Annotated in this window: 22 protein-coding genes and 1 riboswitch; of the genes, 18 read left to right on the top strand and 4 right to left on the bottom strand. The window is 72.4% G+C overall.

From position 1 onward, the window contains the following. Position 1: 1 nt before the first annotated feature. The 6 genes from SGUI_RS06100 (at position 2) to SGUI_RS06075 (ending at position 7,278) form a co-directional block, all read left to right on the top strand. A complete protein-coding gene (locus tag SGUI_RS06100; protein ID WP_066637569.1) occupies positions 2-946 on the top strand; it encodes an NAD(P)-dependent oxidoreductase in 945 nt (314 codons plus the stop codon). 235 nt (positions 947-1,181) lie between these two features. Beyond that, positions 1,182-4,019 carry a cell wall-binding repeat-containing protein gene (locus SGUI_RS06095; RefSeq protein ID WP_191090955.1) on the top strand — a complete coding sequence of 946 codons (2,838 nt, stop codon included), beginning with the start codon at positions 1,182-1,184 and terminating at the stop codon, positions 4,017-4,019. A gap of 140 nt (positions 4,020-4,159) precedes the next feature. Then, positions 4,160-4,678, top strand: coding sequence for a SixA phosphatase family protein (locus SGUI_RS06090; protein ID WP_066637566.1), 519 nt, complete (start codon positions 4,160-4,162; stop codon positions 4,676-4,678). Next, on the top strand, positions 4,675-5,598 hold the full coding sequence (locus SGUI_RS06085) for an ABC transporter ATP-binding protein (RefSeq protein ID WP_157621752.1): 924 nt from the start codon (positions 4,675-4,677) through the stop codon (positions 5,596-5,598). Before SGUI_RS06090 ends, SGUI_RS06085 begins: the two co-directional genes overlap by 4 nt. Beyond that, a complete protein-coding gene (locus tag SGUI_RS06080; RefSeq protein WP_066637561.1) occupies positions 5,591-6,442 on the top strand; it encodes an ABC transporter permease in 852 nt (283 codons plus the stop codon). Before SGUI_RS06085 ends, SGUI_RS06080 begins: the two co-directional genes overlap by 8 nt. A 35-nt stretch (positions 6,443-6,477) precedes the next feature. Continuing rightward, positions 6,478-7,278 carry an ABC transporter permease gene (locus SGUI_RS06075; RefSeq protein WP_066642907.1) on the top strand — a complete coding sequence of 267 codons (801 nt, stop codon included), beginning with the start codon at positions 6,478-6,480 and terminating at the stop codon, positions 7,276-7,278. Positions 7,279-7,308: 30 nt separating this feature from the next. On the opposite strand, the gene SGUI_RS06070 is transcribed toward SGUI_RS06075, so the two are convergent. Next, positions 7,309-8,106 carry a ketol-acid reductoisomerase gene (locus tag SGUI_RS06070; RefSeq protein ID WP_066637558.1) on the bottom strand — a complete coding sequence of 266 codons (798 nt, stop codon included), beginning with the start codon at positions 8,104-8,106 and terminating at the stop codon, positions 7,309-7,311. Positions 8,107-8,399: 293 nt separating this feature from the next. Here SGUI_RS06070 and SGUI_RS06065 point away from each other — a divergent pair, with 293 nt between their 5' ends. Further along, positions 8,400-9,500, top strand: coding sequence for a branched-chain amino acid aminotransferase (locus SGUI_RS06065; RefSeq protein ID WP_066637555.1), 1,101 nt, complete (start codon positions 8,400-8,402; stop codon positions 9,498-9,500). 9 nt (positions 9,501-9,509) lie between these two features. Here the strand turns inward: SGUI_RS06065 and SGUI_RS06060 are convergent, their stop codons facing one another. Continuing rightward, positions 9,510-10,394: a 3-methyladenine DNA glycosylase gene (locus SGUI_RS06060; RefSeq protein ID WP_066637552.1), complete on the bottom strand. Its 885-nt coding sequence runs from the start codon at positions 10,392-10,394 to the stop codon at positions 9,510-9,512. Positions 10,395-10,475: 81 nt separating this feature from the next. After that, positions 10,476-10,542: riboswitch (guanidine-III (ykkC-III) riboswitch) on the top strand. A 21-nt stretch (positions 10,543-10,563) separates the two neighbouring features. Between SGUI_RS06060 and SGUI_RS06055 the strand changes: the two genes are divergently transcribed. The 5 genes from SGUI_RS06055 to murI are packed head-to-tail and all read left to right on the top strand — an operon-like array spanning position 10,564 to position 13,259. Continuing rightward, positions 10,564-10,899 (top strand): DMT family transporter, encoded by a 336-nt coding sequence (locus SGUI_RS06055; RefSeq protein ID WP_269465838.1) that lies wholly within the window; start codon positions 10,564-10,566, stop codon positions 10,897-10,899. A gap of 31 nt (positions 10,900-10,930) precedes the next feature. Then, entirely contained in the window at positions 10,931-11,710 is a 780-nt protein-coding gene (locus tag SGUI_RS06050) for a fumarylacetoacetate hydrolase family protein (protein ID WP_066637549.1), read from the top strand. A gap of 31 nt (positions 11,711-11,741) precedes the next feature. Continuing rightward, positions 11,742-11,993, top strand: coding sequence for a hypothetical protein (locus SGUI_RS06045; RefSeq protein ID WP_066637546.1), 252 nt, complete (start codon positions 11,742-11,744; stop codon positions 11,991-11,993). Further along, complete coding sequence (locus SGUI_RS06040; protein ID WP_066637543.1) at positions 11,990-12,418, top strand: TA system VapC family ribonuclease toxin; 429 nt, start codon at positions 11,990-11,992, stop codon at positions 12,416-12,418. The genes SGUI_RS06045 and SGUI_RS06040 overlap by 4 nt, the downstream gene beginning before the upstream one ends. 13 nt (positions 12,419-12,431) lie before the next feature. Further along, the gene (gene murI / locus SGUI_RS06035; RefSeq protein ID WP_066637540.1) at positions 12,432-13,259 is read left to right on the top strand and encodes a glutamate racemase; all 828 of its coding nucleotides are present in this window, start codon (positions 12,432-12,434) and stop codon (positions 13,257-13,259) included. Here murI and SGUI_RS06030 read toward each other — a convergent pair. Further along, on the bottom strand, positions 13,253-13,630 hold the full coding sequence (locus SGUI_RS06030; RefSeq protein ID WP_066637538.1) for a type II toxin-antitoxin system VapC family toxin: 378 nt from the start codon (positions 13,628-13,630) through the stop codon (positions 13,253-13,255). The two genes, murI and SGUI_RS06030, sit on opposite strands and share 7 nt — an antisense overlap. Further along, positions 13,627-13,764: a hypothetical protein gene (locus tag SGUI_RS17630; protein ID WP_191090953.1), complete on the bottom strand. Its 138-nt coding sequence runs from the start codon at positions 13,762-13,764 to the stop codon at positions 13,627-13,629. The genes SGUI_RS06030 and SGUI_RS17630 overlap by 4 nt, the downstream gene beginning before the upstream one ends. Before the next feature lie 76 nt (positions 13,765-13,840). Here SGUI_RS17630 and SGUI_RS06025 point away from each other — a divergent pair, with 76 nt between their 5' ends. The 6 genes from SGUI_RS06025 (at position 13,841) to SGUI_RS06000 (ending at position 21,978) form a co-directional block, all read left to right on the top strand. Continuing rightward, positions 13,841-15,412 (top strand): inorganic phosphate transporter, encoded by a 1,572-nt coding sequence (locus SGUI_RS06025; RefSeq protein ID WP_157621751.1) that lies wholly within the window; start codon positions 13,841-13,843, stop codon positions 15,410-15,412. A 145-nt stretch (positions 15,413-15,557) separates the two neighbouring features. Next, positions 15,558-17,006 carry a hemolysin family protein gene (locus SGUI_RS06020; protein ID WP_066637536.1) on the top strand — a complete coding sequence of 483 codons (1,449 nt, stop codon included), beginning with the start codon at positions 15,558-15,560 and terminating at the stop codon, positions 17,004-17,006. Then, positions 17,003-18,019 (top strand): hemolysin family protein, encoded by a 1,017-nt coding sequence (locus SGUI_RS06015; protein ID WP_066637533.1) that lies wholly within the window; start codon positions 17,003-17,005, stop codon positions 18,017-18,019. Before SGUI_RS06020 ends, SGUI_RS06015 begins: the two co-directional genes overlap by 4 nt. Before the next feature lie 40 nt (positions 18,020-18,059). Beyond that, positions 18,060-18,821 (top strand): MBL fold metallo-hydrolase, encoded by a 762-nt coding sequence (locus SGUI_RS06010; protein WP_066637531.1) that lies wholly within the window; start codon positions 18,060-18,062, stop codon positions 18,819-18,821. Between the two features lie 145 nt (positions 18,822-18,966). Then, on the top strand, positions 18,967-20,211 hold the full coding sequence (locus tag SGUI_RS06005; RefSeq protein ID WP_066637529.1) for a mechanosensitive ion channel: 1,245 nt from the start codon (positions 18,967-18,969) through the stop codon (positions 20,209-20,211). A gap of 144 nt (positions 20,212-20,355) precedes the next feature. Then, the gene (locus tag SGUI_RS06000) at positions 20,356-21,978 is read left to right on the top strand and encodes a molybdopterin-dependent oxidoreductase (protein WP_083190527.1); all 1,623 of its coding nucleotides are present in this window, start codon (positions 20,356-20,358) and stop codon (positions 21,976-21,978) included. The last annotated feature ends 2 nt before the right edge of the window (positions 21,979-21,980 follow it).

Genomic DNA, 21,980 nt, shown 5'->3' with positions numbered 1-21,980 from the left:
TATGCCCGCGCGCCCGCCCGTCGCGGCCGTCCCCGAGGAGCTGATGCCGCACCTCGGCGACGTGGAGGGGGTCGAGGTCGTCCCCTACGACCACCAGGACGAGCAGGTCGTCCCTGGTGGCGGGCGCGACGTGGACGTGCTCGCGCTGTCGATGATCGCGGGTCCGTGGCTGAAGCGCATGGACGAGGTCCCCGGCCTGCGGGCCGTCGTGCTCGCCTCGGCCGGCTACGAGCACGCCCTGCCCTTCCTGCCCGAGGAGGTGCAGCTGGCCAACGCCGTGGGGGTGCACGACACCGCGACCAGCGAGCTGGGGCTGGCGCTCGTCCTCGCCGCGCAGCGCCACCTGCCGCACCACGTCCTGCGCCAGCACGAGGCTCGGTGGGACCGCTCGGTCCCCGGTCCCTGGCGCTCGCTGGCGGACTCCCGGGTCCTCGTCGTGGGCTACGGCGGCATCGGGACCGCGCTGACGCGTCGCCTTCTCGCCTGCGAGTGCGAGGTCGTCGCCGTCGCGAGCACGGCGCGGGCCGGCGACGACCTCGTCGACCAGGTCCACGGTGTGGACGAGCTGCCCGACCTGCTCGGCACGGCGGACGTCGTCGTGCTGACCCTCCCGCTGACCGACCGGACCCGGGGGCTGATCGGCGGCGACGAGCTCGCGGCGCTGCCGGACCAGGCGCTCGTCGTCAACATCGCCCGCGGCCCGGTCGTCGACACCGACGCGCTCCTGCGGGAGTGCGGGTCGGGCCGGCTCCGGGCAGCGCTGGACGTCACCGACCCCGAGCCGCTGCCCGACGGGCACCCTCTGTTCACCACGCCGGGAGTGCTCGTCGTCCCGCACGTCGGGGGAGCCTCGCCCGCCTCGCTGCCCCGGATGGGAAGTTACCTGCGGTTCCAGCTCGAGGCATACCGGGACGCGGGCGAGCTCGCCCACCAGGTGGGTAGTTGACCTTTCATCCGCCTGTGACCTGCGTCGATGTCGGCGAAGGTGAACAACTGGCGAGTTCTCGATCGACCCTTGCGCCAACCTACCGACCTCGGTATAGGGTGCTGCTCAGCCGGTGCCCGAGGGAGGCCCGGCCCCATCTGCCGGTCGCCCCGCGGCGATCCGGCACCACTCTGAAACAGGGGTTATTGCAGTGACGCAACGGACAACGTCGGGGGCCCGCCGTGCCCTGGCCGCGGTGGCTGGACTCAGCCTCGTGGCCGGGCTCGCACCGGCAGCCGCCTCCGCGATCGACGGGCCGGCACCGGCCGGACCGGTCGCGACGACCGGTGACTACCAGGACGGCACCTACATCGTGGTGCTCAAGGACCTCCCGCTGGCGACCAACCCGGCCACCGCCGGGTCGTCGATGGCCAAGGTCGACACCACCTCCAGCGACGCGGTCGCCTACGCCGACCGGCTCCGGGCGCAGCAGGACAAGGTCCTGAAGACCGTCGCCGCCGAGCCGACCTACCGCTACACGGTGGCGCTCAACGGCTTCTCCGCCCACCTGACCGCCGCCGAGGCCGCCGCGCTCTCGCAGCGCCCCGACGTGGTCTCGGTGACCAAGTCCACGCTGCGCCAGCTGACGGACGTCGTGAACGCCCCCGACGGCGCCCCGGCCCAGCCGGACACCGACGTCTCCCCGGACCTGCTCGGCCTGCGCGGCCAGGGTGGCGTGTGGTCCCAGCTCGGCGGCCCCATGTCCGCCGGCGCCGGCACGGTCGTCGGGGTCATCGACTCCGGCATCGCCTACGACAACCCGGCCTTCGCCGCCGACGGTATGCCTGCCGCACCCGCCACCTGGGCGGGCGAGTGCGAGACCGGCGAGGGTGACGACGCGGCCGACTTCCCGGCCGCCGCCTGCACCGACAAGCTCGTCGGCGCGCGCTACTTCGTCGCGGGTGCCCGCAGCTACGGCCTCGAGGTCGCGGACGACGACAGCGTCAGCCCGCTCGACACCGACAGCCACGGCTCGCACGTCGCCGGCACCGCCGCCGGGCGTGAGGTCAGCGTCGAGGACACCAGCGGCAACACCTACGACATGGCCGGCATGGTCCCGGGCGCGCACGTCGCGGCCTACAAGGTCTGCTACGACTTCACCGACGGCACCGCGGGGTGCGCCCCCGAGGACTCCATCGCGGCGATCGACGCCGCCGTGGCGGACGGTGTCGACGTGCTGAACTTCTCGATCAGCGGCGACCCCGAGAGCTACCAGGACCCGGTCGACCTGGCCTTCAAGAACGCCGCCGCCGCCGGGGTCTTCGTCGCCGCCTCCGCGGGCAACTCCGCCGAGGACGGGGTGACGGTCGCGCACGTCGGTCCGTGGCAGACCACGGTCGGCGCCTCGACGCACCGCGAGGAGGACGGCCCGGTCCCCTCGATCGGCGCCTTCTCCGGCCGCGGCCCGGTGGCCGTCGACGACGCCGAGCAGACGATCCTCAAGCCGGACATCGGCGCCCCCGGCATCAACGTGCTGGCCCCCTACGCCAGTGACGAGGACGGCCCGAACTGGGGCTACCTGACCGGCACCTCCATGTCCTCGCCGCACATCGCGGGCCTGGGCGCGCTGCTGGCCGGTGCGCACCCGGACTGGTCCCCGATGGCGATCAAGTCGGCCATGCTGACCTCGACGATCGACTACGCGAACGCCGAGAGCAACGAGGCCTTCGTCGGCGGCACCGGTTTCGTCGAGCCGCGCGCCTTCCTCGAGCCGGGTCTGGTCTTCGACTCGACCGAGGCCGACTGGGACGCCTTCCTGGCCGACCCCAGCACGGGCTACGACCTCAACGCGGCCTCCGTCTCGGTCCCGGCGCTGGGCGCCGAGCCCACCACCCTCACCCGCACCGTCACCAACCCCGGTGCGGCGGACGCGACCTTCGAGGCCTCCTTCGCCGGGCCGGACACCCTGTCCGTCACCGTCGAGCCGGCCTCGGTGACCGTGCCGGCCGGTGGCACCGCCGAGGTGACCATCACCGTCGCCAACACCGGCGCCCCGGTCGACGAGTGGCAGGAGGGCGACCTCAGCTGGACCTCCGGCGAGACGGTCGTGGAGATCCCGGTCCTGGCCCGCGGCCAGGAGTCCGACGGCGGCGAGCCCGACCCGATGGTCGAGCGCGTCTTCGGCACGGACCGCTACGCCACCGCGGCGGAGATCTCGGCGCTCTACCCCGACATCGACACGGTCTACATCGCCTCCGGCACCGGCTTCGCGGACGCCATGTCCGGCTCGCCGGCGGCCTCGCAGGGCCTGGTCCCGCAGATGATGACCACGCCGGACGGTGACCCCGCCCCGGTGCTGCTCACCAAGACCGACCAGCTGCCGAACGCCACGGCGGCGGCGCTGGGCACGCTGGACCCGAGCAACATCGTCATCCTCGGTGGCGACGGTGCGGTCGACGGCGACGTCGAGGCCGAGCTCGGTGCCTACGGCGACGTGAGCCGGGTCGAGGGAGCGAACCGCTACGAGACCTCCGCCAACCTCGCCATGATGTTCGGCGAGGACGTCGACACGGTCTACCTCGCCTCCGGTGACGACACCGCCTACGCCGACGCCCTCACCGGCGCGGCCCGCGCGGGCAGCGAGACCGCCCCGGTCCTGCTGACCCGTCCGGACATGGTGCCGGCCGCCACCGCGGCCGCGCTGGAGAGCCTCGACGCGGACAACGTCGTCGTCCTCGGCGGCGAGGGTGCGGTCAGCGAGACCGTCTTCACCGCGGTGGGTGCGGACGAGCGGGTCTCCGGCGGGGACCGCTACGAGACCGCGGTCGCGATCGCGCAGGAGCACGGGCCGGACGTCCCGCTCGTCTACATCGCCTCCGGCCGCGACTTCCCCGACGCCCTCGCCGGGTCTGCGCTCGCGGGCACCGAGGACGTGCCGGTGCTGCTGACCAAGCCGGGTCAGCTGCCCTCGGCGACGCTGGCCGAGCTGGACCGGCTCAGCCCGGAGCGGGTCGTCATCCTCGGTGGCACCAACGCGGTGTCCCAGACGGTCGAGGACCGGCTCAACGAGGAGTACCCGGGCTGGGTCGGCTGAGGCCGACCTGATCCACCGGGTCTTCCCGGAGGAGTGACCGGCAGGGCCGGGGCGGGCACCACCGCCCCGGCCCTGCCGCGTGCCTCGGGCGGACAGGCGATGATGGTCCCGCCCGCGCGGGCGGGCCCGGAAGGAGAGGTATGCGCACACTCGTGCTGGTCCGCCACGCCAAGGCGGAGCCGACCGCGCCCGGTCCGGGCGGTGACCACGAACGCCGGTTGGAGCCGCGCGGCCGCCGCGACGCCACGGTGCTCGGGCAGACGCTGCGCGAGGTGGGCCTCGCCCCGGACCTCGCGGTGGTCTCGACCGGGGTGCGCGCCGTGCAGACCTTGGAGGCGATGCTCGAGGAGGGCGGCGTCGAGACCTGGCCCGCCCGGCGGGTCTACGACGGCGGCGTGGACGGCGTCCTGGAGGCGGTCCGCGAGGTGCCGGACCACGTCGACATCCTGTGGGTGGTGGGCCACGAGCCCGTGATGTCGACGACCGCCTGGGAGCTCGCCGACGAGGAGGCGCGCGGCATACCGCCCGTCCTGCGCGAGGAGATGTCGGGCGGTATGCCGACCGCGACCGCCGCGGTGCTCGAGCTCGACCTGCCCTGGTCCGAGGTGGCGCTGGGCTGCGCGCGACTGGTGGGGCGGCATACCGGGCGGTCCTCGTGACGGCGGTGATCACGGCCCGGGGGCTGCGCAAGACCTACGGCGAGGTCCACGCCGTCGACGGGATCGACTTCGAGGTCGAGGCGGGCGAGAGCTTCGGGCTGCTCGGGCCGAACGGCGCGGGCAAGTCCACGACCATGCGCATGATCGGCGGGACGCTGGACCGCACGGGTGGAACGCTGGACGTGCTCGGCCTGGACCCCGGGACCCAGGGGCCGGCGGTGCGGGCCAACCTCGGGGTGGTCCCGCAGCAGGACAACCTGGACGAGGAGCTGCGCGTCCGGGAGAACATCGTCATGTACGGCCGCTACTTCGGGCTGTCCCGGTCCTACCTCGCGGCGAAGGCCGACGAGCTGCTCGCCTTCGCCCAGCTCGAGGCCAAGGCCAGGGACAAGGTGGTCAACCTCTCCGGGGGGATGAAGCGGCGGCTCACCATCGCCCGCGGCCTGGTCAACGAGCCGCGCATCCTGCTGCTCGACGAGCCCACCACCGGTCTGGACCCCCAGGCCAGGCACGTGCTGTGGGACCGGCTCTTCCGGCTCAAGGAGTCCGGCACGACGCTGGTCGTCACCACGCACTTCATGGACGAGGCCGAGCAGCTGTGCGACCGGCTCGTCGTGGTCGACCAGGGCCGGATCGTCGCCGAGGGCTCGCCGGCGCAGCTCATCCGGCAGCACTCGACGCGGGAGGTGCTGGAGCTGCGCTTCGGGTCGGCCCGCAACGCCACGGTCGTCCAGCAGCTCGAGGGGGTGGGGGAGCGCAACGAGGTGCTGCCCGACCGGATCCTCGTCTACACCCCGGACGGTGAGGCGGCGCTCGAGGAGGTCGCGGCCCGCGGGCTGCACCCCGTCACCTCGCTGGTCCGCCGCTCCTCGCTCGAGGACGTCTTCCTGCGGCTCACCGGGAGGTCGCTCGTTGAGTGAGGTCGAGCCCGCCCTGGCCCCCTCCGGCCGGGCGCCGGACCACGCGGAGATGGCGGTGCGCGCCCGGCGCTCGGGGGTGTGGTTCTACGCCGAGACCGTGCTGCGGGGCATGCGTGCCTTCGCGCTGCCCATCGCCCTGTATGCCGTCGCGCAGCCGCTGCTCTACATGATCGCCCTCGGGGTGGGTCTGGGGGCGCTCGTGGACCGCGGGGTCGGCTCGGTGGCGGGCGTGGACTACCTCGTCTTCGTCGCGCCGGCCCTGCTCGTGTCGACGGTCGTCATGTCGGTCTCGGCCGAGATGACGTTCCCCGTCATGAGCGGCTTCAAGTGGAACCGGCTCTACTACGGCCCGGTCGCCTCGCCGCTGGAGCCGAGCCAGGTCGCGCTGGGCCACTTCACCGCCGTGATGCTGCGCTTCCTGGCGCAGGGTTTCGTCTTCTGGCTGGTCATGCTGGCCTTCGGGGCGGCTCCGGCCGGCTGGGCGCAGTCGTTCCTCGTGGTGCCGATCGGCATGCTGGCGGCAGCAGGATTCGGTGCCCCGCTGCAGGCCTACGCCGCCACGCTGGACGACGGCTTCCAGTTCTCGCTCATCCAGCGCTTCGTCGTCATGCCGATGTTCCTCTTCTCCGGCACCTTCTTCCCGCTGTCGGCCATGCCGGGCTACCTGCACTGGATCGGGTGGATCTCGCCGGTGTGGCACGGGACCGAGCTGGCCCGGTGGGCGTCCTACGGTGCCTCCGTCGGCCTGCCCATGGCCGCGGTCCACCTGCTGTTCCTGCTCACCCTCGCGGCCCTCGGGCTGCGGTGGTCGGTGCGGACCTACACCCGCAGGCTGCGGTCGTGAGCGCCACGACCGACGGTCCTCGCGACGCCACCGCGGTGGGCACGGGCATACCCCTGCTCGCGTCGCTGTCGTCCGGCAACGTGCGCGCGGTCGTCGAGCGCAACGCCCGGGTCATCCGCAACCAGAACTGGATCCTGCTCGTGTCCGGCTTCGTCGAGCCGGTGCTCTACCTGCTCGCGATGGGGCTGGGGATGGGCGCGCTGGTCGGTGCGGTCGAGGGTCCCCGTGGAGCGCCGATCGAGTATGCCGCGTACATCGCCCCCGCGCTGCTCGCGACGTCGGCGATGAACGGCGCGATCTACGACTCGACCTGGAACGTCTTCTTCAAGCTGCGGCTCTCCAAGCTCTACCAGGCGATGCTGCAGACCTCGCTCGGCCCGCTGGACGTGGCGCTCGGCGAGATCCTCATGGCGCTGTTCCGCGGCCTGCTCTACGCCCTGGGCTTCCTCGGGGTGCTCACCGTGCTCGGTCTGGTGACCTCCTGGTGGGCGGTGCTCATGGTGCCGGCGGCGCTGCTCGTGGCCTTCGGGTTCGCCGCCTTCGGGATGGCGGTGACGAGTTACCTCACGACCTTCCAGCAGATGGACCTCATCAACTTCGCGCTGCTCCCGATGTTCCTCTTCTCGGCGACGCTCTACCCCATCGAGATCTACCCGGAGTGGATCCAGTGGCTCATCATGGCGATGCCGCTGTGGCACGGCGTGGAGCTCATGCGCCAGCTGTCGGTGGGGCACTTCGACGCCTCCACCTGGGTGCACGTCCTCTACTTCGTGGGGATGACCGTGCTCGGGCTGGCCCTCACGACGCTGCGGCTGCGCCGGCTCTTCCTGCGCTGAACCGGGTGCTGCGCCGGAGGTGGGGGCGGCTCAGCGCAGCCAGCTGGTCATCTCGCGGACGGTGCGGCCGGCCTGCTCCAGGGGGTGGGTCCCGCCGAACCCGGCGGAGTAGACCTGGTCGACGCGCGTCTTGAGCTCGTGGACGAGCGCGACGTAGGCCACCTCGGGCTCGACGCCCTGCGTGGCCAGCCCGTCGTAGGCCGACTCGAGCGCCTTCTGCATCTGCGTCTGGATGCGGTCCCGGGCGACCCGGTCGGCCCGGGCCACGTGCTCCAGGGTGGTGACGACGGCCCCGGAGCGCAGCGCCCCCATGGCGGCGGCGTAGGCGGTGAGGGTGGCCCACGCGGCGCCGCTGCGGTCGTGCTCGACGGCCACGAGGGCGGGGCAGCCGCGTCCGTCGAGGTACTCCTCCCGCACCCGGTCCCCGTCGCCGATGGCGCGCAGCAGCGCCAGGTCCACCCCCTCCGGCACGGTGAGCCGTCCGGCACTGACCGCGTCGGCGCCGGTGACGACGACGAGGTCGCCCGGCTCGCAGTGCTCGTCCACGAGTCGCTGCACCCCGTCCCCGTCGCGCTCGCTGCTCGCCGATCCTGGGACGAGCAGGATGTCGCACCGCGCCGCCGCCTCCTCGGGTGCCACGACGGGCAGCCCCTCGATCTCGGCACGGGCGGCGAGCCGGCTCGCCGGGTCGGTGCCCACCCAGACGTCGACCCCGCTGTCGCGCAGGTTGAGCGCGTGCGCCGCACCCACGGCGTCGAAGCCCAGGACGGCCACCTGGCGGTCCTGGAGCAGGGTCAGGTCGGCGCTGTCCGGATCGAGGGTGGTCACGGCTCCTAGCCTACGAGGGCCGCCAGGGCCCGCCGGGTCCGGCCGGGTGCCCAGGGACCGGGGAGAGGACGGGGCCGGGGCGGCCGGGCACGCTTGTGCGCGGTGTCGTGCGCTTCCTGGTGTCCCGGGTGTGCCCAGGAGCACGCGTGTGACACATGCCTCGGCACACGGTGAGGCACCACCGTGCGGGCGGCGCGGGACCGGCATACCCGCAGGTCAGCCGCCCCTCACTTGACCTTGCGTCAACCAACCGACTGGTCGTGACGTCCCGTCAGGCGGATAGCCTTGAGCACATGACCCAGACAGCGTCGTCCCCGTCCTTCGCGGTCACCGAGGCGAGCGACCGTCGCTCGCGGGCGGAGATCGCCGAGCTCCTGACCAACCCCGGCTTCGGCAGCCTCTTCTCCGAGCACATGGTGATGGTCGAGTGGGACAAGGAGCAGGGCTGGCACGACGCGCGGGTCGTGCCCTACGGGCCGATCCCGCTGGACCCCTCCGCCGCGGTCTTCCACTACGCGCAGGAGATCTTCGAGGGGATGAAGGCCTACCGGCACGAGGACGGCACCGTCTGGACCTTCCGTCCCGAGCGCAACGCCGAGCGCTTCAACAACTCCGCGCGCCGGCTCGCCATGCCCGAGCTGCCGCCGACGCTCTTCCTGGACGCGATCAAGGAGCTCGTCTCGCTCGACGAGGCCTGGGTGCCGGGTGCCGACGCGGGGGAGATGTCCCTCTACCTGCGGCCCTTCATGATCGCCACCGAGGAGGCCCTCGGGGTGCGTCCGAGCAACCGCTACCTCTTCAGCGTCATCGCCTCACCCGCCGGCTCCTACTTCCCCGGAGGCCTCAAGCCGGTCAGCCTGTGGGTCAGCGACCAGTACGTCCGCGCCGCCGCGGGCGGGACCGGCGCGGCCAAGTGCGGCGGCAACTACGCCGCATCCCTCGCCAGCCAGGCCGAGGGCATCGAGCACGGCTGCGACCAGGTCGTCTTCCTCGACGCGGTCGACCACCGCTACGTCGAGGAGCTCGGCGGCATGAACCTCTTCTTCCTGTATGCCGACGGCCGGGTCGTCACCCCCGAGCTCACCGGGACGATCCTTCCCGGCGTCACCCGCTCCTCCCTGCTCGACCTGCTGCGCGAGCGCGGGCACCAGGTCGAGGAGCGCCGCTTCACCCTCGACGAGTGGCGCGACGGCGTGGCCTCGGGCGACATCACCGAGGTCTTCGCCTGCGGCACCGCCGCGGTCATCACGCCGGTGGGCCGGCTGGCCTGGAGCGGCGGCGAGCTGGACATGCCGGAGGAGCACAAGCTCACCGAGGACCTGCGCGCCGAGCTGCTCGACATCCAGTACGGCCGCGCCGAGGACCGCCACGGCTGGCTCTACCAGCTCGTCTGAGGGCGGGGCTCACCTCGCCGGCGTCGCCGGGAGCGCGTCCAGCGCCCCCAGCAGCTTTTGGCGCAGCGCGTTCGACCGGCGGGTGAAGTCCCGCTGGGCGGCGGCATACTCGCGCTTGCCCTCGGCCGTCTCGATCCGGACCGGCTCGTAGCCCAGCGCGCGCAGGTCGTAGGGCGCGGCCCGCATGTCGAGCTCGCGGATGTCCCGGGCGAGCAGGAAGGCGTCGAGGGTGAGGTCGCTGGGCATCGCGGGGGCGAGCTTGAAGCACCACTTGTAGACGTCCATCCCTGCGTGCAGGCAGCCCGGCTGCTCGTGTTCGACCTGGCTCTCCCGGGTCGGGCGCAGCGCGTTGCGCGGTGCGGCCTCCGGGGTGAAGAAGCGGTAGGCGTCGAAGTGCGAGCACGCGACCTGGTGGCCCTCGACCACCGCGTCGGTGCCCTCGCGCCCCAGCCGCAGCGGCCAGTCGTGCCTCGTCTCGTCGGCGCGGTAGACCATCGCCCACTCGTGCAGCCCGAAGCAGCCGAAGCGTCCCGGCCGGGACAGCGTCGCGGTCAGCAGGTCGCGGACGAAGGCGACGGTCCGGCCGCGGCGCCGCACGAAGCCGGCCACGTCGAGGTATGCCATCCCGCTCCCGTCGACGAGGTAGCCGCTCCACGCCGCGCGCTCGTGGGCGTCGGCGAGCCCGACGCCCGGACCGGGGTGCCAGCGCGCGAGCTGCGCCGGGCGGAAGGCGTAGTACTCCCAGAGGAAGTCGTCGACGGGGTGGGTCCGCCCCTCCACCTGGCGGGCGAGGCGGCCGGCGGTCAGCGCGTCCACGGCCTCCGCGTGCGCGCCGGCGCGCGCCCGCCACACCTCTGCCTCGAGGAGCTGGAGGTCGGTGGTGGGGGTCGGCACGGCGGTCCAGCCTAGCGCCGACCCCGTGCCGCGAGGGCGCGCGGAGCTGGCCCCGACCGTCGCCCGTGTGAGATTCTCGACGTGGACGCCCGCGGTGGGCGGTTCCCCGGACGAGGCACGTCGTACCCGGCTCCGACGACGACGTGGCGCGCCCGGGGAGGGCGTCATCATGGTGGCCATCTCCTGGATCGTCCTCATCCTGTCCGGTGTCCTCGAGAGCGTCTGGGCCGCGGCCCTCACCGCCTCGGACGGCTTCACCAAGCTGTGGCCCAGCGTGCTCTTCGGCGTCGCGCTCGCCGCGAGCATGATCGGGCTCGGCTGGTCGCTGCGGACCATCCCGCTCGGCACGGGGTATGCCGTCTGGGTGGGGATCGGTGTCGTCGGCACCGCGCTCTGGGGGATCCTCGCCCTGGGTGAGCCGGTCTCGGTGGCCCGGGTGATCTGTCTGGTCGCCATCGTCGGCGGCATCGTCGGCCTGCAGCTCACCGGCTCGGGCCACCACTGACGAGGCGACGCCGACGGCATACCCTGACGGCATGCGTATCTGCCGCTTCACCGACGGTGACGACCCCCGCTTCGGCCTCGTCGACGGGGCCGGGGAGCGGATCGCCGAGATCTCCGGCGACCCGCTCTACACCAAGATCGACCTGACCGGCGAGACCTTCGACGTCGCCGACGTGCGGCTGCTGGCGCCGGTCATCCCGCGCAGCAAGGTGGTCGCCGTGGGCCGCAACTACGAGGACCACGCGCGCGAGATGGGCAACGAGCTGCCGGCCGAGCCGATGATGTTCTTCATCCCCAACACCTCAGTCAGCGGGCCCGGTGACCCCGTGGTCATCCCCGGCTTCGCGACCGAGATCTCCTACGAGGCCGAGCTCGCCGTCGTCATCGGACGGATGTGCAAGGACGTCGCCGTCGAGGACGCCCGGTCGGTGATCTTCGGCTACACCTGTGCCAACGACGTGACGGCGCGCGACCTGCAGCGCGGCGACGGGCAGTGGGCCCGGGCGAAGGGCATGGACACCTTCACCCCGCTCGGGCCGTGGCTCGAGACCGACCTGGACACCTCCGCCCTGCGGATCTCCTGCACGGTCGACGGCGAGGTGCGCCAGGACGGCACCACCGCCGACATGCACTTCGGCATCGAGGAGGTCATCGCGCACGCATCGGCGGCCTTCACCCTGCTGCCCGGCGACGTCATCCTCACCGGCACGCCCGCGGGGGTCGGTCCGATCACCGCCGGGCAGCGGTGCGAGGTGGAGATTGAGGGCATCGGCGCGCTCGCCAACCCCTTCGTGGCCGGGGACGCATCTTGATGCCACACGCACGATGCATCATGATGTCTTCATGAGGACCACGCTGACCCTGGACGCGGACGTGGTCCGGCTGCTCGAGCAGGCCGTCCATGACCGGCGGACCTCCATGAAGAGCGTCGTCAACGACGCCCTGCGGCAGGCCCTTCGACCAGCGCAGGCTCCCCGCCCCTACCGCGTCGACGTGCACCACAGTGAGCTGGTGGTCGGGGTCGACCCAGCACGACTGAACGAGCTCGCCGACGAGCTGGAGGACGAGACGATCGTGGACAAGCGCCACCGATGATCGTCCCCGATGTCAATGTCCTCCTCTATGCGCACGTCGATGCCTTCCCGGAGCACGACCGAGCCCGTACGTGGTGGGAGGAGACCTTGTCGGCGGGCCGGCCCGTGGGCCTGGCGCCCGTCGTCGTGTTCGGCTTCATCCGCATCGCGACCAGCCGTCGCGTGCTCACCCGACCGTTCAGCGTCCAGCAGGCGCAGGCCGTCGTCGAGTCGTGGCTCGCTCAGCCAGGCGTCCATATCCTGGACAGCGGGAGAGAACACCTCAACCGCACGCTCGAGGTCCTGGCGGGGGTCGGCACGGCCGCGGCGCTGACCACGGACGCCCAGATCGCCGCCCACGCCTTCATCGAGAGTGCTGCGGTCGCGACGCACGACACCGATTTCGGCCGCTTCGCCGAACTGGACGTCGTGGACCCGGTCCGATGATCGGGCGTCGATCATGACCGAGGCGCCCATCGGGGTCTTCGACTCCGGCTTCGGCGGGCTCACGGTCGCCCGCGAGGTGCTGGACCAGCTGCCGCACGAGTCGGTGCTCTACCTCGGCGACACCGCGCGCACCCCCTACGGGCCGCGCCCCATCGCGCAGGTCCGCGAGTTCTCCCTCGAGTGCCTGGACCGGCTGGTCGAGCACGGGGTGAAGGCGCTGGTCATCGCGTGCAACAGCGCGTCCGCCGCGGTGCTCGCCGACGCCCGGGAGCGGTATGCCGTGCCCGTCGTCGAGGTCATCCGGCCGGCCGTGCGGCGCGCGATGGCGGTGACCCGCAACGGGAAGATCGGGGTGATCTCGACGGCCGCGACGCACCAGTCACGGGCCTACCTCGACTCCTTCGTCGCGGCCCCGCCCTCGGTGCACGTCGCGAGCCAGGCCTGCCCGCGCTTCGTCGAGCTGGTCGAGGCGGGGGTGACGAGCGGTCCGGAGGTGATCGAGGTGGCGCGCGACTACCTCGCGCCGCTGCAGGAGCGCGACGTGGACACCCTCATCCTGGGGTGCACGCACTACCCGCTGCTGACGCAGGCGCTGCAGTACGTCCTCGGCGAGCAGGTCCAGCTCGTCTCGTCCGCGGCGGCGACCGCGGCCGATCTCTTCCGGGTGCTCACCGACTCCGGGCTGCTCGCGGCGCAGGACAACGAGCCGGTCCACCAGTGGTTGACCACCGGCGACCCGGACGGCTTCCACTACCTGGCGCGACGGTTCCTCGGTCCGGAGGTGGAGCAGGTGCACCGCGCCTTCGTGGGGCGGGCCGACGAGCGGCTCGCCGCTCAGTAGGGTGCCGCGAGGTCGGGGAACATGGGGAAGTGCTTGACGTTGCGCGTCAGCAGCGGGACCTCGAGGTGCACCGCTGTGGCGGCGATGACGAGATCGGCGGTGTCGATGTCGCGGTGGGTGGGCAGCCAGCGACGCCCGAGGTCCCCAGCCAGCTCTGCGAGGCCGGTGTCGAGGGGGTGCCAGGTGAGGGTGGAGAGAAGGCTCTCGGTGGCCCGCCGCTCGCGAGGGCGCATCCCGCGGAGCACCTCGGCTCGCGTGATCTCGCTGGCATGAACCGGTCCGGCCCGGCGGCAGGACAGCAGCAGCGAGGTCGCGGCAGCGTCACCGTGCAGCGTGTCGATGAGCACGGAGGTGTCGACGAGCGCGGTCATGCCTTCTCGCGCAGCCGAGACCCGGAGCGCAGCGTCTCGACGTAGCCGGCGCCGTCGACGTCGCGGCCGACCCATGCACCGCTGGCCGAGGCGATGGCCGCGATGTCGTCGTCGGCGTCGCGGCGGCGGCTCACCGGGACCCCGCCACCGCCGTGGTGAGTTAGTGTTCACCGGACGTTGGACCGCACGACACGTGAGACGAGGTGACCGGTGACGCAGGTGGACTTCCGGCCCGTGGAGAAGGCCACCAGGAGCACCCGAGGCGAGGTGGGGCGGATCGGCGTCGCCATCCTCTTCATCGTCGGCGTCATCGTCTTCACCGGCGCGGCCTTCGGGGACGTGGAACAGGCATACCTGCTCATCGCGGCGGCCGTCATCGGCGGCTACATGGCCCTCAACATCGGGGCCAACGACGTCGCCAACAACGTCGGCCCGGCGGTCGGCTCGATGGCGATGACCATGGCCACCGCGATCGGCATCGCGGCGGTCTTCGAGGCGGCCGGAGCGATCATCGCCGGCGGCGACGTGGTCGAAACCGTGAAGAGCGGCATCATCGACCCGGACAGCATCGCCGACCCGCAGGTCTTCGTCTGGGTGATGCTGGGCTCGCTGCTGGGGGCGGCGCTGTGGCTCAACATCGCGACCTTCATGGGTGCGCCGGTGTCGACCACCCACGCGATCGTCGGCGGTGTGCTCGGCGGCGGCGTCGCCTCCTCCGGCTGGGCGGTCGTCAACTGGGACGTCATGGGCTCCATCGCGATGAGCTGGGTCATCTCGCCGCTGGTCGGTGGCCTCATCGCGGCCGGGACGCTCTACCTCCTCAAGCGCACCGTGCTCTTCCACGACCGGCCGGTGGACTCCGCGACCCGGGTGGTGCCCCTGCTCATCGCCGTCATGGCCTGGGCGTTCGCCACCTACCTCGCCCTCAAGGGGCTGTCCAACCTCGTCAGCATCTCCTTCCCGGTCGCGCTGCTCGGCGGCCTCGTCATCGCCGTCATCACGTATGCCGTCGTCCGACCGATGGTCATCCGCGCCGCGCCCGGTCTCACCCAGGACACCGAGGGGGTCAACAGCCTCTTCACCATCCCGCTCATCTGCGCCGCGGCGCTGCTCAGCTTCGCCCACGGCGCCAACGACGTCGCCAACGCGGTCGGCCCGCTCGCCGGCATCGTCGAGGTGCTCGACGGGGGAGCGGCCGGGGGCGAGGCGGGGATCCCCCTCTGGGTGCTCGTCATCGGCGCCCTGGGCATCTCGGTCGGCCTGGCCCTCTTCGGGCCGAAGCTCATCCGCACGGTCGGCAGCGAGATCACCGAGCTGGACCGGTCCCGGGCCTTCTGCATCGCGCTGGCGGCCGCGCTCACGGTGATCGTCGCGAGCCAGCTCGGGCTGCCGGTGAGCTCGACCCACGTCGCGCTCGGCGGGATCTTCGGCGTCGGCTTCCTCCGGGAGTTCCTCGACGACCGGATGAACCGGGCGATCGAGAAGGTGCTCCGGGCCCACCGCGACGACACCGACTTCGCCAAGGTCGAGGGGATGCTCGAGGCCTTCCGGGAGGCGCGGCCCGAGGACAAGCGGCGGATGCTGGACACGCTGCAGGAGATGGGCCCGGAGGCCGTCATCACCGCCGCGCAGGGCAAGAAGCTGCGCAAGGCGCTCAAGCGCCAGCTGGTCCGCCGCTCGCACATCCTCAAGATCGCCTCCGCCTGGGTCATCACCGTCCCGGTGGCGGGGTTGCTCTCCGCCCTGTTCTTCTTCGCGCTGCGCGGGATGCTGCTCCCCTGACCGACGGGCGGCGACGGGGCACCGCCGCTCGCTCGCGTATCCTGGGACCTCGCCCTCGCCCACCCGCAGACCCGAAGAACGGATCCATGCCCCCTGGCTGTCCTGACGGCCCGTCCCTGCCCGCGCATACCGGGAGGACGGCGCCGTGACCACCGCCATCCTGCTCCTGCTCGTCGGCATCCTCGCGATCGCCCTCATCATCGCGGCCAACGGCTACTTCGTGGCCCAGGAGTTCGCCTACATGTCGGTCGACCGGCTGCGGCTCGCGGCCGAGGCCGAAGGGGGTGACGACGCCGCCGAGCGAGCCCTGCGGGTGACCCGCCGCACGTCCTTCATGCTCTCCGGCGCCCAGCTCGGGATCACCGTGACCGGCCTGCTCGTCGGGTATGTCGCGGAGCCTCTCGTCGGGCGCGGCCTGGCGGTCATCCTCGGCGGCACCGGTGTGCCCGAGGCGCTCAGCCTCACCGTCGGCACGGTCTCTGCCCTGGCCATCGCCACGGTCGTCCAGATGATCTTCGGCGAGCTCTACCCGAAGAACCTCGCGATCGCCAACAGCGGCCCGCTCGCCCGGACGCTGGCCCGGTCCACCCTCATCTACCTCGCCGTCTTCGGCTGGCTCATCAAGGTCTTCGACTGGTCCGCCAACGCGCTGCTGCGCCTGGTGCGCATCGAGCCGATCCACGACCTCGACACCACCGCCACGGCCGAGGAGCTGGAGCGGATCGTCGCCGAGTCCCGGGACAGCGGCGACCTGCCGGCCGAGCTCTCGGTGCTGCTGGACCGGATCCTCGACTTCCCCGACCAGGACGTCGAGCACGCACAGGTGCCCCGCTCGCGGGTGGACGTCATCAGCCCCGACACCCCGGTCGAGGAGCTGCGCCAGCTCATGGCGGAGGGGCATACCCGCTATCCCGTCATCGACGACCAGGGTCAGCCCGTCGGCGTGGTCAACCTCGTCGACCTGCTGCGGCAGCCGGACGCCGAGCACGCCGGGCAGATCATGCGCGAGCCGCTCATCGTGCCCACCCTCATGGCGCTGCCGGACGCGGTCTCCGAGCTGAGCAGCTCGGGCCAGCAGCTGGCCTGCGTCGTGGACGAGTACGGCGGCTTCGCCGGGGTCCTCACGATGGAGGACCTGGCCGAGGAGCTGCTCGGCGAGATCACCGACGAGCACGACGACGAGGTGCCCGAGGGCATCGTCGCCGAGGACGAGCACCTCTGGCGGACCGACGGCGACGTCCACGTCGACGAGCTGCAGCGCGCGCTCGGCCACGACCTGCCCGAGGGCGACTACGAGACGGTCTCCGGCCTCGTCATCGCCGAGCTCGGCGCCCTGCCGGAGGTCGGCCAGACCGTCGTCGTCGACCTCGCCGAGGCGCCCGCCGAGATGGTGCTCGAGGAGCGCGTCAGTCGGTCGGTCGAGATCGAGGTGCGCGAGATCGACCGGCACGTGCCGAGCCTGCTGGGCGTCCGGCTGGTCGAGCGGGCCCTCGCGCAGGACCCGGAGCCGGAGGACGACGCAGAGGACGGGACCGACGCCGCGACCCGTACCGAGACCGATACCGACGCCGCGACCGAGGAGGACCAGCGATGAACGGACTGACCGTCACCCTCGTCACCGCGCTGCTCATCGTGCTCAGCGCGCTCTTCGTCATCGTCGAGTTCGCGCTGCTCGGGGCCCGCCGCGGCCGGCTGGAGAGCCAGGCCGAGCACTCCGCCTCGGCCCGCGCCGCGCTGCGCGGCATGAACGAGCTCACGGTCATGCTCGCCGGTGCGCAGCTCGGCATCACCGCGTGCACCTTCGCGCTCGGCGCGGTCACCAAGCCCGCGCTGGACTACTGGCTCGGGCCGATCCTCGCCGACCTCGGGCTGCCGGGCTGGTTCGCCGGGGGTATGTCCTTCGCCCTGTCCCTGCTCTTCGTCACCTTCCTGCACCTCGTCGTGGGGGAGATGGCGCCCAAGTCCTGGGCCATCGCGCACCCGGAGCGGGCGGCGCGCCTCGTCGCCCTGCCGATGCGCGGCTTCATCACGGTCGTCCGGCCGCTGCTCGTGTGGGTCAACACCATCGCCAACCGCCTCGTGTCGGCCAGCGGCGTCACGCCGGTCGACCGCGCCGCCGTCGGCGGGCAGGACGCCCAGACCATCCGCGTGCTGGTCGAGCAGTCGGCCGCCGAGGGTGCCCTGGAGAGCAGCTACCAGGAGCAGATCTCCGACGCCCTCGAGCTGGAGGAGCTCACCCTGGCCCAGGTCGCGCCGGAGCAGGTCGACCTCGCCGCCGTGGGCTCGGACGCCTCGATCGGCGACGTGCAGCAGGCCGCGGCGCGCACCGGTCACAAGCGCATCCTCATGCTCGACGACGACACCACCGACCCCCGGGTGGTGCACGTGCGGGACACGCTGCTGCACCCGGGCGACCGGCCCGCCGAGACGCTGGCCCGCCCGGCGCTGGTGCTGCCCGCCGCCACCCCGGTCTACGAGGCGCTCACCACGATGCGCCAGTCGGGGGAGCAGCTGGCCGTGCTGCGTGACGACGGACGGCTCGTCGGGCTGGTGAGCATCGCCGACATCATGCACCGCGTCCTGCCGCTGGAGCGCTCGGAGGCCTGAGCCGCCCGGGTCCGTCGGGCCGGTGCGGCAGCATGGGCCCATGAGGCTCACCGTCATCGGCTGCTCCGGCTCGGTGCCCGGCCCGGAGGGACCGGCCAGCTGCTACCTCGTCACGGCGCACGACGGGCGGCGGGAGTGGCGGCTGCTGCTCGACCTCGGCCCTGGCGCGCTCGGGCCGCTGCAGCGGCATACCGACCCCCTGGCCCTGGACGCGGTCCTGCTCTCCCACCTGCACGCGGACCACTGCCTCGACCTCACCGGGCTGCACGTGCTGCGCCGGCACGGCCCCGCGCCGGCCACGGACGAGCTGCCGGTCTGGGGTCCGCCGGGCGTGGCGCAGCGGATGATGCGGGCGCACGGCGTGCGCGGCGACGAGCCCATGCCGGGTCTGGCGTGGGGCGAGCTCGCCGACCGCGCCCTGGTGCGGGTCGGGCCGTTCACGCTCACGCCGTATGCCGTCCGTCACCCGGTGCCGGCCTTCGGCCTGCGGGTCGAGGCCGGCGGGCGCGTGCTCGCCTACACGGGGGACACCGACAGCTGCGAGGCGCTGGTGCCGCTGCTCGCCCGTGCGGACCTCGCCCTGGTCGAGGCGGGCTTCGGGCCGGACGAGGACGCGCCGCGCGGCATACACCTGACCCCGCAGCGCGCGGCCGAGGCCGTCGCCGCGGCGGGAGGCGTGGCACGCCTGCTGCTCACCCACCTGCCGCCGTGGGCGGAGCGGAGCGCGGCGGCCGCGGCGGCCGAGGGGGTGTGGTCGGGCGTCGTCGACGTGGCTGTGGCGAGTGAGATCCACAAGGTCTGAGAGACCTCATCAGTCACAACTTCAACACCAATAACACGCCGAGGCGGCGTTTCGACTCTCAGGTTCATCTCAGGATTGTTACGGTGCGTGTGGTCCAGGTCACATTTCTTGGCCTGGGTCTCGTGACATCGACCAAGGAGTAGAGATGAATACCTGGCGGGACTACGACTGGGTGGGGCTGGCCGAGAAGGTCGGGATCGCCCTCATCATCCTCATCGTCACGTGGGTCGTGGCGCGTCTGGTGAAGACGGCCTTCACCAAGCTGGTGAGCAGGGCGAAGTTCCTGCAGCGCCAGTCCGCCGACGGTCAGTCGCTGGGCGAGGCCCTGGGGCAGATCGCCTCGCTGCTGGTCTGGCTGCTCGGCCTCGTCGCGGTGCTCCAGGTGTTCAACCTGGACGGCGTGCTGCAGCCCGTCCAGGGCATGCTGGACACCCTGTTGTCCTACCTGCCCAACCTCATCGGTGCCGGCTTCGTTCTCTTCGTCGGCTACATCATCGCCAAGATCGCCCGGCAGCTGACCCAGACCGGGCTCGACACCGCGGGATTCGACCGTGGCGTCTCCCGGATGACCGGTGGCCAGCTCGGTGACGCCTCCGCCGCCGGCGGCGCCGGGGGTGGCGCCGGCGAGAGCGTCGTGCGCGGTGGTGGCGGCGGCATGGACACCAGCTCCACCAGCCTGTCCTCGGTCGTCGGCAACCTGGTCTTCGCGCTGATCCTCATCGTCGTGGCGATCGCCTCGCTCCAGATCCTGGGCATCTCGGCCATCTCCGACCCGGCCGAGTCGATGCTGGGGACGATCCTCGACGCGATCCCGCGGATCATCGCGGCCGCGCTGCTGCTCGGCCTGGGCGTCTTCATCGCCAGGTTCGCCGCCCAGCTGCTGGAGAGCACGCTGCGCGGCCTGGGCACCGACACGTCCGTGGCGGAGCTGGGCATCGTGCCGGAGGGCCAGAGCGCCAGCTCGATCATCGGCCGGGTGGCCCAGGTCGGCATCATCCTGTTCTTCGGCGTCATGGCGGCCCGGGTCCTCAACTTCCCGGAGATCACCAACTTCCTCGAGGAGGTCCTGGAGCTGGGTGGCCGTGTCCTCTTCGGTGCGGCGATCATCGCCGCCGGTGTCATCATCGCCGGCCTGCTGCGCCGGACCGTCGGGACGGGCACCTCGGGGCTCATCATCTACTGGGCCACGATCGCGCTCTTCGTGGCGATGGGCCTGAGCTTCATGGGCATCGCGGACTCGATCATCAACCTCGCCTTCGGCGCGGTCGTCGTCGGTGGCGCCGCTGCCGCCGCCCTGGCCTTCGGCCTGGGTGGTCGCGACGCCGCCGCCCGCACCCTCAACAAGGTCGAGCAGAAGGCGGACGACGGACCGTCCACCCCGGTCGCCTGACCCGCTCCACCGCGTCACGGGCGCCGACCTCCTGGTCCTCGACCAGGGTCGGCGCCCGTGCCGCGTCCGGAGCGCACCTCACGAAGCGGTGACGATCTGCAGATCCGCCAGGAAGTCTCCAGCCGCGGCGCGCATCATGGAGGTATGTCCGTGACCACCCGACCTGACCCGACGCAGACCCAGAGGTCCCCGGGGCGAGGCCTGCCCGCGGCGCTGGCCGGGGTCGCGGCCGGAGCCGTCACGCTCGGTCTGGCCGAGGTCCTGGCCGCGGTCTGGACCCGGTGGCTGGGCTCGGCGGGCACCGCCTCGCCCCTGCTCGCGGTCGGGGGCGCCTTCGTCGACCGCACCCCGCCCTGGCTCAAGGACTTCGCGGTGGAGACCTTCGGCACGGCCGACAAGCTGGCGCTCGGGGTCGGCATGGCCATCACGCTCACCGTGCTGTGCGCGCTCATCGGTCTGCTCGCGCTGCGCCGTCGCGGCCTGGGCCTCGGCCTCTTCGGGGTCGTCGGCCTGGTGGGTCTGCTCGCGGTCATCAGCCGCCCCGCCACCGGGGTGCTCGACCTCATCCCGACCGCGATCGGGGTGGTCGTGGGTGCGCGGGTGCTCGGCTGGCTCATGGACCGGGTGATCGCAGCCAGGCCCGACGGGGCGGACCGCGAGCGGCACCCTGCGGCGGCGCCCGCGAGCGGGTCCTCGCGGCGCAGCGTCCTGCTCCTCGGCGGTGGCCTCACCGGCCTCGGGGTGCTCGGCGTCGCCGCGGGCCAGGCGCTGTCCACCGTCGGGCGGGCCGCGCAGCGGACCGTCGAGGCGCTGGGCCTGCCCACCCCCACCCGGACCGTGGAGGTCCCCGAGGGGGCGACGAGCGACATCGCCGGCCAGACGCCCTACCTCGTCGACAACGCGGACTTCTACCGCATCGACACCGCCCTGCGGGTGCCGCGCGTGGACGCGTCGGGGTGGACGCTGCGGGTCACCGGGATGGTCGACGAGGAGATCGAGATCTCCTACGAGGACCTGCTCGGCGAGGAGCATGTCGAGGCGCTCGTGACGCTGACCTGCGTCTCCAACCAGGTCGGCGGCGACCTCGTCGGCAACGCGCGGTGGCTGGGCTGGCCGGTCCGGGAGCTGCTCGCGCGGGCCGGGGTGCAGCCGGAGGCCGACATGGTGCTCTCCCGCAGCACCGACGGGTGGACCGCCGGCACCCCGATCGAGGCGCTCACCGACGACCGGGACGCCCTGCTCGCCGTGGGCATGAACGGCGAGCCGCTGCCCGCCGAGCACGGATACCCGGTGCGCCTCGTGGTGCCCGGGCTCTACGGCTACGTCTCGGCGACGAAATGGGTGACCGAGCTCAAGGTGACCCGGTTCGACGCCGACGAGGGCTACTGGACGCCGCGCGGCTGGTCGGCCCGCGGCCCCATCAAGACGGCCTCGCGCATCGACGTGCCCCGCGCGAACGGGGAGCTGGAGCCGGACGAGGACGGCCAGGTGATGATCGCCGGGGTCGCCTGGGCCCAGCACCGCGGCATCGAGCGGGTCGAGGTGCAGGTCGACGACGGGGAGTGGCAGGAGGCCACGCTGCTCGAGGAGCCGACCGTCGACTCCTGGCGGCTGTGGACGTATGCCTGGCCCGACGCGAGCTCCGGCGACCACCAGGTGCGGGTGCGGGCGACCGACGCCGACGGCGAGACCCAGACCGAGGAGACGGCCCCGCCCGCACCGAACGGGGCCTCGGGCTGGCACACGGTCGACTTCCGCGTCGCCTGACC

This window comes from Serinicoccus hydrothermalis (assembly GCF_001685415.1).
GTDB lineage: Bacteria > Actinomycetota > Actinomycetes > Actinomycetales > Dermatophilaceae > Ornithinicoccus > Ornithinicoccus hydrothermalis.
The sequence above is the reverse complement of the archived record's forward strand: the minus strand, read 5'-3'. Positions and strand labels throughout refer to the sequence as shown.

What these genes read in the sequence shown, in the direction of transcription:
- SGUI_RS06100 (WP_066637569.1), top strand. Translation starts at nt 2, where the DNA reads ATGCCCGCGCGCCCGCCCGTCGCGGCCGTCCCCGAGGAGCTGATGCCG.
- SGUI_RS06090 (WP_066637566.1), top strand. Translation starts at nt 4,160, where the DNA reads ATGCGCACACTCGTGCTGGTCCGCCACGCCAAGGCGGAGCCGACCGCG.
- SGUI_RS06065 (WP_066637555.1), top strand. Translation starts at nt 8,400, where the DNA reads ATGACCCAGACAGCGTCGTCCCCGTCCTTCGCGGTCACCGAGGCGAGC.
- SGUI_RS06055 (WP_269465838.1), top strand. Translation starts at nt 10,564, where the DNA reads ATGGTGGCCATCTCCTGGATCGTCCTCATCCTGTCCGGTGTCCTCGAG.
- SGUI_RS06050 (WP_066637549.1), top strand. Translation starts at nt 10,931, where the DNA reads ATGCGTATCTGCCGCTTCACCGACGGTGACGACCCCCGCTTCGGCCTC.
- SGUI_RS06045 (WP_066637546.1), top strand. Translation starts at nt 11,742, where the DNA reads ATGAGGACCACGCTGACCCTGGACGCGGACGTGGTCCGGCTGCTCGAG.
- SGUI_RS06040 (WP_066637543.1), top strand. Translation starts at nt 11,990, where the DNA reads ATGATCGTCCCCGATGTCAATGTCCTCCTCTATGCGCACGTCGATGCC.
- murI (WP_066637540.1), top strand. Translation starts at nt 12,432, where the DNA reads ATGACCGAGGCGCCCATCGGGGTCTTCGACTCCGGCTTCGGCGGGCTC.
- SGUI_RS06030 (WP_066637538.1), bottom strand. Translation starts at nt 13,630, where the DNA reads ATGACCGCGCTCGTCGACACCTCCGTGCTCATCGACACGCTGCACGGT.
- SGUI_RS06015 (WP_066637533.1), top strand. Translation starts at nt 17,003, where the DNA reads ATGAACGGACTGACCGTCACCCTCGTCACCGCGCTGCTCATCGTGCTC.
- SGUI_RS06010 (WP_066637531.1), top strand. Translation starts at nt 18,060, where the DNA reads ATGAGGCTCACCGTCATCGGCTGCTCCGGCTCGGTGCCCGGCCCGGAG.
- SGUI_RS06005 (WP_066637529.1), top strand. Translation starts at nt 18,967, where the DNA reads ATGAATACCTGGCGGGACTACGACTGGGTGGGGCTGGCCGAGAAGGTC.
- SGUI_RS06000 (WP_083190527.1), top strand. Translation starts at nt 20,356, where the DNA reads ATGTCCGTGACCACCCGACCTGACCCGACGCAGACCCAGAGGTCCCCG.